Raw genomic sequence first — 16,017 nt, 5'->3', positions numbered from 1 at the left:
TAGTGCAATTAGCACATACATTAATCAGTCTCAATTTTCAACGCAAGGAAAAGCGCGCGCAAAATCACGATAAATCAATTGCCGTCTGGCATTTATCTGCACAAGGCATTATTCGGCTTGAAAAGGCAAATTTGAACAGATGCAACCTTTGGCAGAGGCGACAACCATTTCAAAGATAGCAGCAGTCATTGTGGCAGCTGGCCGCGGAGAGCGAGCCGGGCAGAGCATCGAAGGGCCGAAACAATACCGGCGCATCGGTGGCGAAGCCGTACTTGCCCGCACTTTGCGCGCTTTTATCGACTGCCCGCTGGTTGATAGCATCGTTGTCGTCATTCATCCAGACGACCATGTGCTTTACGAACGCGCCCTCCCGGAAAACTGCGGCACCATTCTCGTCGTGAATGGCGGCGCTACCCGGCAGGAATCAACGCGCCTTGGTCTCCTCGCATTGCGAGATTATGCACCGCAATATGTCATGATCCATGATGGTGTGAGACCGTTTGTCAGTCAGGATTTACTGAAGCGTATCGTCGAAAATCTCGCGCCTGATGAAGGCGTTCTACCGGCTCTGGCAGTTTCGGACACTCTCAAACAGTCAGCCACAGACGGAACAGTAAAAACGACGGTGCCTCGCGTTGGTCTTTTTGCTGCACAGACCCCCCAAGCATTTCCCTATACGCCAATCCTTGATGCACATGAAAAGGCCTTCGCGATCAGTCGCTCTGATTTCACGGATGATGCTGCCATTGCCGAATGGCAAAGTATCGCTGTCCGCATCATCGAAGGATCGGCGGACAATATCAAGCTTACCTGGGCAAAGGATATCGAAATGGCTGACAAACGCCTGCGGCAAGACCACGTCTCGTTTCCCGACATTCGTACTGGCAATGGTTATGACGTCCATTCCTTTGAACCCGGCGATCATGTGACGCTGTGCGGTGTGAAAATTCCCCACGAAGCGAAACTCAATGGCCATTCAGACGCCGATGTTGGACTTCATGCGCTGACCGACGCCCTGCTTGCGACGCGAGGAGCGGGTGATATCGGCACGCATTTCCCGCCTTCCGACCCACAATGGAAAGGCGCTGCTTCCCGCATCTTTATCGAACATGCTGCCAGTATCGTGCGTGAAGCTGGCGGTCGTATCGCCAATGTCGACGTGACCTTTATCAGCGAAGCACCGAAGATCGGCCCACATCGTGCAGCAATGACGGAAGCTCTTTGCGACATGCTGGGAATTGCCGCCGATCGCGTTTCCATTAAAGCCACAACCAACGAAAAACTTGGCTTCGTCGGACGCCGTGAAGGTATCGCTGCCATTGCAACGGCAACCGTCATCTATCCCGGCGAGGTTCCCGAATGAGCGCGCTCATCGCAGAAGACAAAGCTATTGCCGTGCTGGAAGCCTGCCGCAAGGCCAGTGTAATGATCGCGATGGCCGAGTCTTGCACAGGCGGGCTTATAGCTGGATCTCTGACCGACATCGCCGGTTCGTCCGATGTCGTGGATCGCGGCTTCGTTACTTATTCCAACGAAGCGAAAGCCGAAATGATCGGTGTTCCGATGGAATTGATCAATCGCGTTGGCGCTGTCTCGAAAGAAGTGGCGCTTTCCATGGCTGAAGGGGCACTTTCTCGCTCCCGCGCCGGTGTAACGGTGGCGGTTACGGGCGTTGCGGGGCCAGGCGGCGGTTCCGATGAAAAACCTGTCGGTCTCGTGCACATCGCATCGGCGCGAAAAGGCCACCCGCCCCTTCATCGCGAATACCATTTCGGTCCAAAAACCAGAGCCGAAATTCGCCACACAACGGTTCTCGCCGCACTGGACCTCGTTCTGGAAAACCTTCGATAGTCTGAAGCATATACTTTTATCTGTCGCGCCCTATCCTTGTCTTTGATCAGACAAGGAGAACATGGCGATGCGTTTCGATGGTAAGGTGGCAATCGTTACAGGTGGGGCGAGCGGTATCGGTGAAGCGACTGTTCGGGCTTTTGTTCGCGAGGGAGCGAATGTCGTTATCGCGGATTATTCGGAGCATGGCCAGCAACTGGCCAGCGAGCTTGCAAGCGGCACCGAACGGGCAATATTCGTCAAAACCGATGTAACCGATACGAAAGCCGTGCAGGCGTTGATTGCAAAAACCGTCGAAACTTATGGTCGCCTCGACATCATGTTCGCCAATGCAGGCATCGCCGCAGATGGCCCGATAGACGAGCTGGATGAAACTGCCTGGCAGAAAACCATCGATATCAACCTTACCGGTGTCTATCTTTGCGATAAATACGCGATTGACCAGATGCGCTCACAGGGCGGCGGAGTGATCGTGAATTGCGGCTCCATTCACAGTCATGTCGGGAAATCAGGCGTCACCGCCTATGCGGCTGCAAAGGGCGGCGTAAAACTTCTGACGCAGACACTTGCCATTGATTACGGTGCGCAAAACATCCGGGTGAATGCGGTTTGTCCCGGCTATATCGATACGCCGCTTCTCAAGGATATACCCGACGACAAGAAACAGGCTCTAGTAGCCCTGCATCCTATAGGTCGTCTCGGTCGCGCCGAAGAAGTAGCCAGCGTCGTGCTTTTTCTGGCAAGCGACGAATCTTCCTTCGTCACGGGAGCATCCATACTGGTCGATGGCGGCTATACGGCGCAGTAAAAGCACATCCTGAAAAGTGTGAAACGGTTTTCAGATAAGATGTGCGTGAAAAGAAAAAATGAGAGCCCCGGAAAACCAGGGCTTTTCTCAGGTTAGTCCGTATATCTGATCGGCCCGCTTCTCAAACGCTTCGGAAAATTTTTTGAAAGCGAGATCGAACATCGTTCCCATGAGAAGACCGAGGGTACGGCTCTTGAACTCATAATCGATGAAAAATTCGACATCGCACTCACTTCCGTCTCCCACCGGCTTGAAGGTCCAGCGGTTGTCGAGATAGCGAAACGGCCCGTCGAGATATTTTACATCAATGACGTTTTCCTCGGGCTTCAGCAGCACCTGACTGGTGAATGTCTCACGGATAAGCTTGTAACCAACGGTCATGTCGGCAATGAGAAGAGACTTTCCGTCACGCTCCTTGCGGGAGCGAACAGACAAGGCCTCGCACATTGGCAGAAACTGCGGATATTTCTCGACATCCGCAACGAGACCGAACATTTGCTCTGCCCGGTGATGTACCCGCCTGACGGTCGTAAACTGCGGCATTTCCTGTCTTAGGCCCGTGCAGCGATCTGCGCCTCACGCGCGGCTCTCAGCTTCGCGAAATCATCGCCAGCGTGATGCGATGAACGCGTCAGCGGACTGGATGCAACCAGCAGGAAGCCCTTCGTCCGACCAATCGTCTCGAACGACTTGAATTCGTCGGGTGTCACGAAGCGAATGACAGGATGATGCTTGCGGGTCGGCTGAAGATATTGGCCGATGGTCATAAAATCCACATCAGCCGAACGCAGATCGTCCATCAACTGAAGGATTTCGTTCCGCTCTTCGCCAAGACCGACCATGATACCGGACTTGGTGAAAATGGTTGGGTCCAGTTCCTTGACGCGCTGCAGCAGACGGATCGAATGGAAATAACGAGCGCCAGGACGAACCTTCAGATAACGCGACGGCACAGTTTCCAGATTGTGGTTGAACACGTCGGGACGGGCTTTCACCACGACTTCGAGAGCGCCTTCCTTGCGCAGGAAATCCGGTGTCAGGATTTCAATCGTGGTAGCAGGAGTAGCTTCGCGGATGGCCTGAATGACCTCAGCAAAATGCTGCGCACCACCATCGGCAAGATCGTCGCGATCCACCGATGTAATAACCACATGCGTCAAGCCCATCTGCTTGACGGCCTTGGCAACATTCTCGGGTTCGTTCGGATCGAGCGCAGTCGGGATACCGGTCGAGACGTTACAGAAAGCACAGGCACGCGTGCAGATCTCGCCCATGATCATGAAGGTCGCGTGCTTCTTTTCCCAGCACTCGCCGATGTTCGGGCAACCTGCCTCTTCGCAAACCGTGACCAGCTTGTTTGAGCGAACGATATCGCGCGTTTCGCTGTAGCCGCGTGAGACAGGAGCCTTGACACGAATCCAATCGGGCTTCTTCAGGACAACATTGTCCGGACGATGCGCCTTCTCTGGATGCCGCTCACGCTTGCCTTGGTTCACCAGATCGAGAACTGTAACCATGCTTTTTCCTGCCTATCCGAAGCATTTTCATGAATGGACCTGAAATGCTCCCAAATTCGGTTCGGTCCTAATCCCTGCCCTCAACCCTGTCAACTTGAGCGATTTGCTACTCATCGCCGCGCCGCCAGTCCAAGAGCCCGGAAAACTAATGCCCATATCAGGCCAAATACCAAGCCTGCAGTGCCGAGCGCCAATGTGAGCACCCAGACACCATACCAACCGGTTATGGCCACTCCGTTGACCGATATGGTGTTGCCGCCAAGAACACTCAAGGTGCCGGCTGCAAAGCCCAGCACCAGTCCTCCAACAGTACACCACTTAATGATCGGCCAGGCGGCACGCCGCCATGGCCCTCCGTTCTCGATCAGCGGAATGAGCGTCCCTCCGTATTATGCGTTCAGCACACGACCATACGCATCCAGAACGCTTTCCTTCATCATCTCGGAAAGGGTCGGGTGCGGGAAGACCGAATGCATCAGCTCTTCCTCAGTCGTTTCAAGGTTCATGGCGATCACGAAACCCTGGATAAGTTCAGTCACTTCCGCACCGACCATATGAGCACCAAGCAGCTGTCCCGTCTTCTTGTCGAAGATGGTCTTAACCAGTCCCTGATCTTCACCGAGCGCAATCGCCTTGCCATTTGCAGCAAACGAATAGCGACCAACGCGGATATCGTAGCCCTTTTCCTTGGCCTTTGCTTCGGTCAGACCAACGGAAGCGACCTGCGGATTACAATAGGTGCAGCCTGGAATCATGTTCTTTTCGAGCGGATGAACATTCGGAAGGCCTGCAATCTTCTCGATGCAGATAACGCCTTCATGCTCGGCCTTGTGTGCTAGCATTGGCGGACCGGCAACGTCGCCGATAGCATAGATGCCAGCAACGTTGGTCTTGCCATATCCATCAATGACGACGCATCCACGGTCTGTTTTCACACCGAGTGCTTCAAGGCCAAGATTTTCGATATTACCCTGAACGCCAACTGCCGAGATCATACGGTCCACGGTCAACGACTGCGTCTTGCCGTCCTTGGTCTCGATATGGGCGGTCACATTATTTGCACCCTTCTCGACCTTGGTAACCTTGGCATCGGTAATGATCTTCAGGCCACGCTTTTCAAGCTGTTTGCGCGCGAGTGCGGAAATCTCCGCATCTTCAACCGGCATGATCTGCGGCATCAATTCCACGACCGTCACGTCAACGCCCATGTCATTGTAGAAAGAGGCAAACTCGATACCAATCGCACCCGACCCCATAACCAGCATGGACTTCGGCAGTTCCTGCGGAACCATTGCTTCGAAATAGGTCCAGATCAGCTTGCCATCCGGCTCAATGCCCGGCAAAGAACGCGGACGTGCGCCAGTGGCGACGATAACGTGCTTCGCCTTGTAGGTGCCCTCCCCCAGAACGCCCTTCGGAACAGGGTTCTGCGGTTGCATCGGCTGCTTTGACGACTTGCCGACCGAAATCTCAACCGGATTGTTGCCCGAAGCAGCCTTTACAAGCTTTGCCTCGCCCCAGATCACGTCGATCTTGTTCTTCTTCATCAGGAAGCCGACGCCGCCGTTAAGACGTGCGGACACACCGCGCGACCGCTGTACCACAGCCGTCACATCAGGTGTGATCGTTCCTTCCAGCTTCAGGCCGTAATCCTTGGCGTGTTCGCCAAAATGCAGGATTTCAGCCGAGCGCAAAAGCGCCTTGGTCGGAATACAGCCCCAGTTGAGGCAAATGCCACCCAGATGTTCACGCTCAACGATAGCCGTCTTCAGGCCAAGCTGCGCAGCGCGGATTGCGGTAACATAACCACCCGGGCCCGAGCCGATAACAATAACGTCGTAAATGTCGGCCATATTGTCCTGCCTTTGCTCAGTTCACTTCTCGGGTGAGCAGCACCCAGTCGTGTCTTTTGTCCTGCCCAATGCGTTCTATCGCTTCGAGCCGCTCAATTTCCTTGAAACCATGGGCGCCGTAAAGGGAAAGCGCCACATCGTTGTGGCTTTCGGTTATCAGGCTGATTGCCGGATTACCGTTCCGGTACGCCAGGTCGATCTCGTTGGCGACGAGTGCACGGCCAATACCTTTGCCGCGAAACTCCCGATAAACGCCAACACTATCTATAAAACGGTTGCCAATGACCTTGCGCTGCATCGCGATCAGCTGATCCGTAACCGGATGTTTTTCGGGCAGATCGTTGATACTTTCGTCCACAGTGAAGCCGATGGAAAGCCCAGCAATATAGTCGGCCCATTCGGCTATGGTCGCGCTCTGCCAGCCTTCGCTCCCGTCAGCGCGCATATATTGCCGACCGCGTTCCATGGCCGTTTCGGTTCGCCCGTCAAGAACGGCCCCGTACCAGAGCCATGACGCAAAACCGTGCGAAGAGATATCGACAAGAATGGCGATCTCTGCGGCTTCACGGCGTTCAGCCGGGCGTAGGTTCGGTTGTCCAGCCATTCAAAAACCTCAGGCGTCGAGTTCAGCAGAACGCGACGCCCTTGAAGTTGATCAATCAGACCAGCATACCCATCGGGTTTTCGATGTGACGCTTGAAGGCCTGTGCAAGTTCAGCAGCCAACGCGCCGTCGACGGCACGATGATCGGTTGAAAGGGTTACAGACATAACGGTCGCAACCTTGATTTCACCGTTCTTGACCACTGCACGCTGTTCACCTGCGCCGATTGCGAAAATGGTCGCATGCGGCGGATTGATGATCGCGGCAAAGTCCTTCACGCCAAACATGCCAAGGTTGGACACGGAGGTCGAACCGCCCTGATATTCTTCAGGCTTCAGCTTGCGATCACGCGCACGCTTGGCAAGGTCCTTCATCTCATTGGAGATAGCGGACAGCGTCTTCGAGTCCGACTGACGCACGATTGGTGTAATCAGACCGCCCGGAATGGAGACTGCAACGCCGACATCAGCACGCTTGTGCTTGACCATACCGCCTTCAGTCCAGGAGACATTGGCTTCAGGAATGTCACGCAGTGCAAGAGCAACAGCCTTGATCACCAGATCGTTGACAGAAAGCTTGTAGGCCGGAACCTCACCCTTTTCAGTCTTGATCATCGGCGCAGCTGCATTGATCTGCGAACGCAGAGCCAGAAGTGCATCCAGTTCGCAATCAATCGTCAGATAGAAATGCGGAACAGTCTGCTTCGATTCCACCAGACGGCGGGCAATGGTTTTGCGCATACCATCGTGAGGAACGATCTCGTAGGTGCCTTCCTCAAAGAGCTTGAGAACGGTTTCATCCGACATCGGCTTCGGTGCGGCAGCTTCCGCCTTCGGCGCAGCAGCCTTGGCACCACCGGAAGCCAGAGCAGCTTCCACATCGCGCTGAACGACACGGCCGTGCGGACCGGTACCCTTCACAGCGGCGATATCGACACCGGATTCCTTGGCGATACGGCGTGCAAGCGGCGACGCAAACACACGGTCACCCTTATTCGTAGCAGCGGGCTGCTCTGCCTTGGCTGGTGCAGGCACCGCTGCAGGAGCTGCGGCTGGCTTCGGCTCTTCCTTGGGAGCCTCGACCTTAGCTTCTGTCTTCGGAGCAGAAGCCGCGCCCTTTGCTGCAGCCGCCACGTCCTCGCCTTCTTCGGCGAGGATAGCGATCAGCGCATTGACCTTGACGCCTTCGGAGCCAGCGGGAACCACGAGCTTGGCAATCGTGCCCTCGTCCACAGCTTCCACTTCCATCGTGGCCTTGTCGGTCTCGATTTCAGCAATAACATCGCCAGGAGCGATCTTGTCGCCTTCCTTGACCAGCCATTTCGACAGGTTGCCTTCTTCCATCGTCGGAGAAAGCGCTGGCATGGTGATATTGATCGGCATGTCCAGACCCTTTCGTTACGCGGTATAGGTAACGGCTTTCACCGCTTCGACCACTTCGGCGACAGTCGGCAGCGCCAGCTTTTCCAGATTTGCCGCATAAGGCATCGGAACATCCTTACCAGCAATGGTCAGGATCGGCGCATCGAGATAATCGAAAGCCTGCTGCATGACGCGGGTGGCGATTTCCGTACCAACGGACGACTGCGGGAAACCTTCTTCCACAGTCACAAGTCGGCCAGTCTTCTTGACCGATTCGACTACAGTTGGAATATCCATCGGGCGGATCGTGCGCAGATCAATGATTTCAACATCGATACCCTGCTGGGCCAGCTCTTCAGCCGCCTTGACGGCGTAGGTCATGCCGATACCGAACGAAACAATGGTGGCGTCCTTGCCCTGCTTGTGAATGCGGGCCTTGCCAATCGGCAGCACGAAATCGTCAAGCTTTGGTACATCGAAATGATGACCGTACAGGATTTCGTTTTCGAGGAAGATCACTGGATTCGGATCGCGAATGGCAGCCTTCAGCAAGCCCTTGGCGTCGGCTGCCGTGTACGGCATGACGACCTTGAGACCCGGAATGTGGCTGTACCAGGCCGCATAGCATTGCGAGTGCTGGGCAGCAACACGCGCAGCCGCACCGGACGGACCACGGAAGACCATCGGAGCGCCCATCTGTCCGCCGGACATATAAAGCGTCTTGGCAGCAGAGTTCACGATCTGGTCGATTGCCTGCATGGCAAAGTTGAAGGTCATGAACTCAACGATCGGACGCAGACCTGCAAAAGCAGCCCCTACACCTACACCGGCGAAACCATGTTCGGTGATCGGGGTATCTACAACGCGCTTGGAACCGAATTCATCGAGAAGTCCCTGAGTTACCTTGTAAGCGCCTTGATATTCGGCAACTTCTTCACCCATAACGAAAACGCTCGGGTCGCGGCGCATTTCTTCGGCCATCGCATCACGAAGCGCTTCACGAACGGTCGTAGAAACCATTTCGGTGCCAGCCGGAATGTCCGGGTCGGACGCGACTTCGAGTGCTGGAGCCTTTGGAGCAGCCGGAACAGAATCAGTCTTCTTTTCTTCGGCTTTTGGCTCTTCCTTGGCTTCGCTCGATGGTGCCTCGGCTTTGGCGGCGGGAGCAGAACCGATATCGGAAGCGCTTTCACCGTCACTGAGAAGCACGGCAATCGGCGTATTGACCTTCACGCCTTCGGTGCCTTCATCGACAAGAATTTTGCCAATCGTGCCTTCATCGACAGCTTCGACTTCCATCGTCGCCTTGTCGGTTTCAATTTCGGCGATCACATCGCCGGACGTAACCTTGTCGCCTTCTTTCTTCAGCCATTTGGAGAGCTTGCCCTCTTCCATGGTTGGGGAAAGTGCGGGCATGAGAATTTCTACGGGCATGACAACACCTTCCTGGAATTAGAGCAGAATATCCGTGTAGAGCTCGGATGCATCCGGCTCCGGATCGTTTTGAGCGAAATCAGCAGAATCAGCGACAATGTCGCGGACATCCTTGTCGATTTCCTTCAGCTCTTCCTCGGTTGCCCAACCCTTGTCGATCAGACGCTGCTTGACCTGCTCGATCGGATCATGCTCGGAGCGCATCTTCTGCACTTCTTCTTTCGAGCGATACTTTGCCGGGTCCGACATGGAGTGACCGCGGTAACGGTAGGTCTGCATGTCGAGAATGATCGGCCCCTTGCCGGAACGCGTCCATTCCACGGCCAGATCGGCAGCAGCCTTGACCGCACGAACGTCCATGCCATCCACCTGGATACCCGGAATATTGAAAGAGAGACCGCGCTTCGAGAAGTCCGTTTCTGCGGACGAGCGCGAAACCGAAGTGCCCATGGCGTAGCGGTTGTTCTCGATTATGTAGACTACCGGCAGCTTCCATAGCGATGCCATGTTGAAGCTTTCGTAGACCTGACCCTGATTGGAAGCGCCATCGCCGAAATAGGTCAGCGTTACATTGTCGTTGTCGCGATAGCGATTCGCGAATGCGAGGCCTGTGCCGAGCGAAACCTGCGCACCGACGATACCATGACCGCCGTAGAAGTTCTTCTCTTTGGAGAACATGTGCATGGAGCCGCCCTTGCCCTTGGAAAGGCCGCTGCGACGTCCGGTCAGTTCAGCCATCACGCCGCGCGCGCTCATGCCCGCTGCAAGCATATGACCATGATCGCGATAGGCAGTGATAACCTGATCACCTTCCTTCAGCGCCATCTGCATGCCGACCACCACGGCCTCCTGGCCGATATAAAGGTGGCAGAAACCACCAATGAAGCCCATGCCATAAAGCTGGCCGGCTTTTTCTTCGAAACGCCGGATCAACAGCATTTCGCGATAAGCATCCAGCTCCTGCTTCTTGTCGAAGTTCACAGGTGCAGGTGCCTTGGGTGCAGTCACAGAAGTCGCCTGCGTTTTGCTAGCAGGCGACTTTTTAGCCCTCGGTGCCATATCTCGCTCCCTAAATTGTCGTTCTATTGTGACGTTATACGGGCATATCACAAGATACAATATGCGCCCAGAGCATAGCTGCTATGTCGCCAAGCCCTTAAAAACATATCACAAAAAGACAATTAACCGGATTTCAGTTAATTTGAACGGTCTTCCCTGGAGGTGATAATTGTCACTTCATCGGGATGGGAGAGATTAAGCGCTCTGCGTGCCTGCTCGTCAAGCATATCCTTCTCGATGGAACCATCGCGCAAAAGCGTGACTCGTTTTTCGAGCGCGTTGCGATCTGCCGTCACTTGTTCGAGCTGCTTGGCCAGAAGGCTTTTCTGCTCTTCCAGCTGGATACGGGAGTAGAGACCATATTCGCCGTGATAGGCGTGAAAGCCGAAGTAACTCAGAAATGCAGCCGTCAGAATGGGCAACACAAAACGCCCACGGATCGATTTACGCTTCTGCTTGGTCCACATTTCGGCTTCCTTCCCGGATATTCGGTGCCACTACGAATCCTGCGAAGGGCATCAATCCGAATTCCACCATCAAGCATTATTTTGCTTAACAGAGATTTACCAAGAACCGATGTCAGGAGCAGTCGGGACTAGTTTTCGTAACAGCTGGAAGAAGTGAACCTCGCGCAAACCATTCAAACCCGTCAGGAATCGAGAACGGCTCATCATAAAGACGAGCCGCTCATTCAGATTGATAAAATGTTTGACAGGATCAAACATCTACAATTGTGGAAAACCCGCCCATGATCATGCGCTTGCCGTCGAATGGCATCTGGTCACCCATCGCCTTCATACGCGGATCACTCATCATTTTGCTATTTGCAGCGTCGCGCGTTGCCTTGTCGGGATATTCGAACCAGGAGAAAACAACCTCCTCGTCGGCCTCGGCCTTAACCGCACGTCGAAAATCGGTGACCTTGCCATCCGGCACATCATCCCCCCATGCTTCGACCATACGCGTCACGCCAAACTCCTTGAATAATACAGCAGCTTCGGCGGCATGCTTGCGATAAAGTTCCTTGTTCGCCTTGGGGACGGCGACAACAAATCCTTCGATATAAGCCATTTTCTCTCTCCCGTTGTTAACTCCCCCACGGCTTCATCATCTGAATTCCAAGCCGCTGCCTCATCAGCTCAAACACCAATGCAATAACATTGATATCAATATAATTGCATCCGGTCAAATGCCAAGCATTGGAAGTCATATAGGGCGAAAACGAAAAAAGGCGGACCGAAGCCCGCCTTTATCAGTCTCAGAGAAAAATCAGAGGAACTTCAGTGCGCTGCGACCTGCATAGCGGGCCTGCTTGCCAAGTTCCTCCTCGATACGGATCAGCTGGTTGTACTTGGCCGTACGGTCCGAACGGGCCAGCGAGCCAGTCTTGATCTGACCACAGTTGGTAGCAACCGCGAGATCGGCAATCGTCGAATCCTCGGTTTCACCCGAACGATGCGACATGACGGCAGTATAGCCAGCCTTATGAGCCGTTTCGACCGCGTCGAGCGTTTCAGACAGCGATCCGATCTGGTTGACCTTGACGAGAATCGAGTTGGCAACGCCCATACGAATACCGTCACGGAGACGAGCGGAATTGGTGACGAACAGGTCGTCACCAACGAGTTGGCACTTGTCGCCAATAAGATCGGTCAGGTACTTCCAACCTTCCCAGTCGTCTTCAGCCATACCATCTTCGATAGTGACGATAGGATAGTCGCTGGCGAGCTTGGCGAGATACTTGGCCTGAGCCTTTGGATCGCGCGTCTTGCGTTCGCCTTCATAGACGTAATTACCGTCCTTGAAAAATTCGGTCGCAGCGCAGTCGAGGCCAAGAGCAATATCTTCACCCGGCTTGAAACCGGCCTTTTCGATCGATTCCATGATGAAATCGAGCGCAGCCTGGGCATTCTTCAGATTAGGAGCAAAGCCGCCTTCATCGCCAACATTGGTGTTGTGACCGGCATCCTTCAGACGCTTCTTGAGGGTATGGAAAACTTCCGAGCCATAACGAACAGCTTCACGAACGGACGAAGCCCCCACTGGCAGAATCATGAACTCCTGGAAATCAATCGGATTGTCAGCATGTGCACCGCCATTAATGATATTCATCATGGGGACCGGCAGAACATGGGCATTTGCCCCACCAACGTAGCGGTAAAGTGGGAGACCGGTTGCCTGGGCCGCAGCCTTGGCAACGGCAAGCGAAACGCCCAGAATAGCGTTGGCGCCGATGTTGCCCTTGTTGGCCGAGCCGTCAAGCTCGATCATCGTCTGGTCGATGAGCAGCTGGCTTTCCGCATCCATGCCCGCAATAGCGTCAAAAATCTTGCCATTGACAGCTTCGACGGCCTTTTCCACACCCTTGCCGAGATAGCGGCTGCCACCATCACGCAATTCTACAGCTTCATGCGCGCCAGTCGATGCGCCAGACGGAACCGCAGCACGTCCGAAAGAGCCGTCTTCAAGCACAACGTCCACTTCGACGGTCGGGTTGCCGCGGCTGTCGAGGATTTCGCGGCCGACGATGTCGATGATTGCAGTCATAGGAACCAGTCCTTCCCTATAGATTGCCCCGCCAGATGTGCGAGGCGCTTAACAAATCCGATGCGGCCATTTCTTAGCGCATAATCCTGAAACTTTGCAGACATTTCAGAAAAGATTATGCACCAGGCCAATTTTTAAGCCCTAACCGCAAAAAAAGCGGCGAGAATGGCTTAGCGAAACAAAAGGCGGAGGAAAATCCCCCGCCTTTTTAAATTCTCCGAGAACTGTTTAAAGCCCTTTCGCGATACGATCGAAAGCCATCAGCTTTTCGAGGAGCGCGGGCATTTTATCCACCGGCACCATGTTCGGGCCATCGGAAGGAGCATTGTCCGGATCCTGATGCGTTTCGATGAAGAGCCCGGCAACGCCAACGGCTACAGCTGCGCGTGCCAGCGTCTCAACGAATTCGCGCTGACCACCCGACGAACCACCTTGCCCGCCCGGCTGCTGTACGGAATGAGTCGCATCGAAGACTACTGGCGAACCGAGGCCTGCCATGATCGGCAAGGAACGCATATCGGAAACGAGCGTATTATAGCCAAACGAAACACCGCGTTCGGTCGCCAGCACATTCGGATTGCCACTTTCCGTAATCTTGGAAAGAACATTTTTCATGTCCCACGGCGCCAGAAACTGGCCCTTCTTGACATTCACGACACGTCCCGTCTTGGCGGCAGCAATCAGCAGATCGGTCTGGCGGCAGAGAAATGCCGGGATCTGCAGGACATCGACCACAGGAGCAACTGCGGCGCACTGCTCTTCAGTGTGGATATCCGTCAGCACCGGAAAGCCGAACTCCTTCTTGAGATCCGCAAAAACTTCCATTGCCTTTTCGAGGCCGATTCCACGCTCAGCCTTCAAGGATGTGCGATTGGCCTTGTCGAAGCTGGACTTGTAGACAAGACCGATGCCGAGCTTATCGGTCATCTCCTTGAGACGGCCTGCCATATCGAAAGCGTGTTCACGCGTTTCCATCTGGCACGGGCCCGCTATCAGGGCAAACGGCGCACTGTTTGAAAAAGTAACGTTTCCGATTTTTACGGATGAATTGGCAGTCGCCATGACGTGAACCTCGATATTGAATGCCTTGCAGGCACCTTATCTGGCGTAAAGGTGAGTCGAAAACAAGACCACGGCCTGAAAGCGGAAATGAAAACGCGCCCCGAAAGGCGCGTTAGATTTTCAGACCAGACGGCTCTGCTCGATTGCCGCTTCGATGAAGGAAGCAAACAGCGGATGCGGTTCGAACGGTCGAGACTTCAGTTCAGGGTGGTACTGAACGCCGATGAACCAAGGGTGGTCAGGATATTCGACTGTTTCCGGCAGAACACCATCCGGTGACATGCCTGCGAAGTTCAGTCCGGCAGATTCCAGACGTTCCTTGTAGTCGATATTGACTTCATAGCGATGACGATGGCGCTCGGAAATATCGGTCGATCCGTAGATTTCCGCAATCTTCGAGCCCGACTTCAACGCCGCTTCATATGCACCAAGGCGCATTGTACCGCCAAGATCACCAGCCGAAGCGCGCTTCTCGAGCATATTGCCCTTCAGCCACTCGGTCATGAGACCGACAACCGGCTCCTTGGTCGGACCGAACTCGGTCGAAGATGCGTTTTCGATACCAACGAGATTACGTGCTGCTTCAATGCAAGCCATTTGCATGCCAAAGCAGATACCGAAGTAAGGAACCTTGCGTTCACGAGCGAACTTCGCTGCAAGAATCTTGCCTTCCGCGCCACGTTCGCCGAAACCGCCCGGCACCAGAATGCCATGAACCTTTTCCAGATATGGGGCCGGATCTTCGCTTTCGAAGACTTCAGCCTCGATCCAGTCGAGATTGACTTTTACCTTGTTGGCAAGACCACCATGATAGAGCGCTTCGATCAGCGACTTATAGGCATCTTTAAGGCCGGTATATTTGCCGACGATGGCGATGGTCACTTCGCCTTCCGGATTGTGGAGGCGGTTGGAGACCTCTTCCCAGCGGTCCATACGGGGCTTCGGAGCCGGATCGATACCGAATGCCGACAGAACTTCCGAATCAAGGCCTTCCTTATGGTAGGCAATCGGCACATCGTAGATCGTTGCTACGTCGAGCGCCTGAATGACCGCGCTTTCGCGGACATTACAGAACAACGACAGCTTGCGACGTTCTGATTCCGGAATCTCGCGATCGGCGCGGACCAGAAGGATATCTGGAGCAATACCGATAGAGCGCAGCTCCTTGACCGAATGCTGGGTCGGCTTGGTCTTCAGTTCACCAGCTGCCGGAATATACGGCATCAAGGTCAGATGGATATAAACTGCCGTTCCGCGCGGCAGTTCATTGCCAAGCTGACGGATCGCTTCGAGGAACGGCATGGCTTCGATGTCGCCAACCGTGCCGCCGATTTCGCAAAGAACGAAATCATAGTCTTCGTTGCCTTCAAGGACGAAGTTCTTGATCTCGTCGGTCACATGCGGAATGACCTGAACCGTCGCACCGAGATAATCGCCGCGGCGTTCCTTTTCGATGATGTTCCGATAGATGCGGCCGGTGGTGATGTTGTCCTGCTGGTTGGCAGGACGACCGGTGAACCGCTCGTAATGGCCCAGATCAAGGTCGGTTTCGGCACCATCGTCAGTGACGAACACCTCACCATGCTGGTAAGGCGACATCGTGCCGGGATCGACATTCAGATAAGGGTCGAGTTTACGGATACGCACGCGGTAACCACGTGCCTGAAGGAGTGCAGCCAGTGCTGCGGCAGCTATGCCTTTTCCAAGGGAAGAAACCACGCCGCCAGTGATGAATACATATCGCGCCATGGGCTTATCTCGTTAGACTTTCTTGATTGATTCCGCCACAAAAAAATGCACCCCGGCAGTGTTTTTTCACCGAAGCCAAGCGGTAATCGTCGTTGCACAAAGAAAAACCGGAGCCAGAAACCCCGGAGCGAATACGTCTGTACTCTCTAGCGCCCCTATTCACATAAAGCCAT

General features: G+C 54.4%; 16 protein-coding genes. 3 read left to right on the top strand and 13 right to left on the bottom strand.

The features are described from left to right. The first annotated feature begins 139 nt into the window (after positions 1–139). The 3 genes from FG152_RS21245 (at position 140) to FG152_RS21235 (ending at position 2,659) form a co-directional block, all read left to right on the top strand. A complete protein-coding gene (locus FG152_RS21245) occupies positions 140–1,363 on the top strand; it encodes a bifunctional 2-C-methyl-D-erythritol 4-phosphate cytidylyltransferase/2-C-methyl-D-erythritol 2,4-cyclodiphosphate synthase (RefSeq protein ID WP_498988215.1) in 1,224 nt (407 codons plus the stop codon). Beyond that, positions 1,360–1,851: a CinA family protein gene (locus tag FG152_RS21240; RefSeq protein WP_498988212.1), complete on the top strand. Its 492-nt coding sequence runs from the start codon at positions 1,360–1,362 to the stop codon at positions 1,849–1,851. Before FG152_RS21245 ends, FG152_RS21240 begins: the two co-directional genes overlap by 4 nt. Positions 1,852–1,918: 67 nt before the next feature. After that, on the top strand, positions 1,919–2,659 hold the full coding sequence (locus FG152_RS21235) for an SDR family NAD(P)-dependent oxidoreductase (protein ID WP_029924709.1): 741 nt from the start codon (positions 1,919–1,921) through the stop codon (positions 2,657–2,659). Positions 2,660–2,746: 87 nt separating this feature from the next. Here FG152_RS21235 and FG152_RS21230 read toward each other — a convergent pair whose 3' ends face one another. The 13 genes from FG152_RS21230 to pyrG form a co-directional block, all read right to left on the bottom strand. Next, positions 2,747–3,202, bottom strand: coding sequence for a type II toxin-antitoxin system RatA family toxin (locus tag FG152_RS21230; protein WP_029924707.1), 456 nt, complete (start codon positions 3,200–3,202; stop codon positions 2,747–2,749). A gap of 8 nt (positions 3,203–3,210) precedes the next feature. Further along, positions 3,211–4,176 carry a lipoyl synthase gene (lipA, locus tag FG152_RS21225; RefSeq protein WP_010660012.1) on the bottom strand — a complete coding sequence of 322 codons (966 nt, stop codon included), beginning with the start codon at positions 4,174–4,176 and terminating at the stop codon, positions 3,211–3,213. A gap of 110 nt (positions 4,177–4,286) precedes the next feature. Then, positions 4,287–4,472: a hypothetical protein gene (locus FG152_RS21220; protein WP_036578910.1), complete on the bottom strand. Its 186-nt coding sequence runs from the start codon at positions 4,470–4,472 to the stop codon at positions 4,287–4,289. A gap of 93 nt (positions 4,473–4,565) precedes the next feature. Then, positions 4,566–6,029 carry a dihydrolipoyl dehydrogenase gene (gene lpdA, locus FG152_RS21215; RefSeq protein WP_036586703.1) on the bottom strand — a complete coding sequence of 488 codons (1,464 nt, stop codon included), beginning with the start codon at positions 6,027–6,029 and terminating at the stop codon, positions 4,566–4,568. A gap of 16 nt (positions 6,030–6,045) precedes the next feature. Further along, positions 6,046–6,633 (bottom strand): GNAT family N-acetyltransferase, encoded by a 588-nt coding sequence (locus FG152_RS21210; RefSeq protein WP_498988208.1) that lies wholly within the window; start codon positions 6,631–6,633, stop codon positions 6,046–6,048. Between the two features lie 55 nt (positions 6,634–6,688). Next, positions 6,689–8,014, bottom strand: a complete 1,326-nt coding sequence (locus FG152_RS21205; protein WP_029924702.1) for a pyruvate dehydrogenase complex dihydrolipoamide acetyltransferase — start codon at positions 8,012–8,014, stop codon at positions 6,689–6,691. Between the two features lie 15 nt (positions 8,015–8,029). After that, complete coding sequence (locus tag FG152_RS21200; RefSeq protein WP_029924700.1) at positions 8,030–9,427, bottom strand: pyruvate dehydrogenase complex E1 component subunit beta; 1,398 nt, start codon at positions 9,425–9,427, stop codon at positions 8,030–8,032. A gap of 18 nt (positions 9,428–9,445) precedes the next feature. Next, on the bottom strand, positions 9,446–10,486 hold the full coding sequence (gene pdhA, locus FG152_RS21195) for a pyruvate dehydrogenase (acetyl-transferring) E1 component subunit alpha (RefSeq protein WP_010660006.1): 1,041 nt from the start codon (positions 10,484–10,486) through the stop codon (positions 9,446–9,448). Positions 10,487–10,623: 137 nt separating this feature from the next. Further along, a complete protein-coding gene (locus FG152_RS21190) occupies positions 10,624–10,953 on the bottom strand; it encodes an FtsB family cell division protein (RefSeq protein ID WP_010660005.1) in 330 nt (109 codons plus the stop codon). A 250-nt stretch (positions 10,954–11,203) separates the two neighbouring features. Then, positions 11,204–11,557 carry a DUF1428 domain-containing protein gene (locus tag FG152_RS21185; protein ID WP_010660004.1) on the bottom strand — a complete coding sequence of 118 codons (354 nt, stop codon included), beginning with the start codon at positions 11,555–11,557 and terminating at the stop codon, positions 11,204–11,206. Between the two features lie 198 nt (positions 11,558–11,755). Continuing rightward, positions 11,756–13,033, bottom strand: coding sequence for a phosphopyruvate hydratase (eno, locus tag FG152_RS21180; RefSeq protein ID WP_029924698.1), 1,278 nt, complete (start codon positions 13,031–13,033; stop codon positions 11,756–11,758). A gap of 228 nt (positions 13,034–13,261) precedes the next feature. After that, positions 13,262–14,095 (bottom strand): 3-deoxy-8-phosphooctulonate synthase, encoded by an 834-nt coding sequence (gene kdsA, locus FG152_RS21175; protein WP_010660002.1) that lies wholly within the window; start codon positions 14,093–14,095, stop codon positions 13,262–13,264. A gap of 120 nt (positions 14,096–14,215) precedes the next feature. Next, positions 14,216–15,844, bottom strand: coding sequence for a CTP synthase (gene pyrG / locus FG152_RS21170; protein ID WP_010660001.1), 1,629 nt, complete (start codon positions 15,842–15,844; stop codon positions 14,216–14,218). Positions 15,845–16,017 lie beyond the last annotated feature (173 nt).

It is taken from the genome of Ochrobactrum sp. XJ1 (assembly GCF_024701725.1).
Lineage (GTDB): Bacteria > Pseudomonadota > Alphaproteobacteria > Rhizobiales > Rhizobiaceae > Brucella > Brucella anthropi.
Note: the sequence above shows the minus strand (reverse complement) of the source record. Positions and strands in the feature narration are given on the sequence as shown.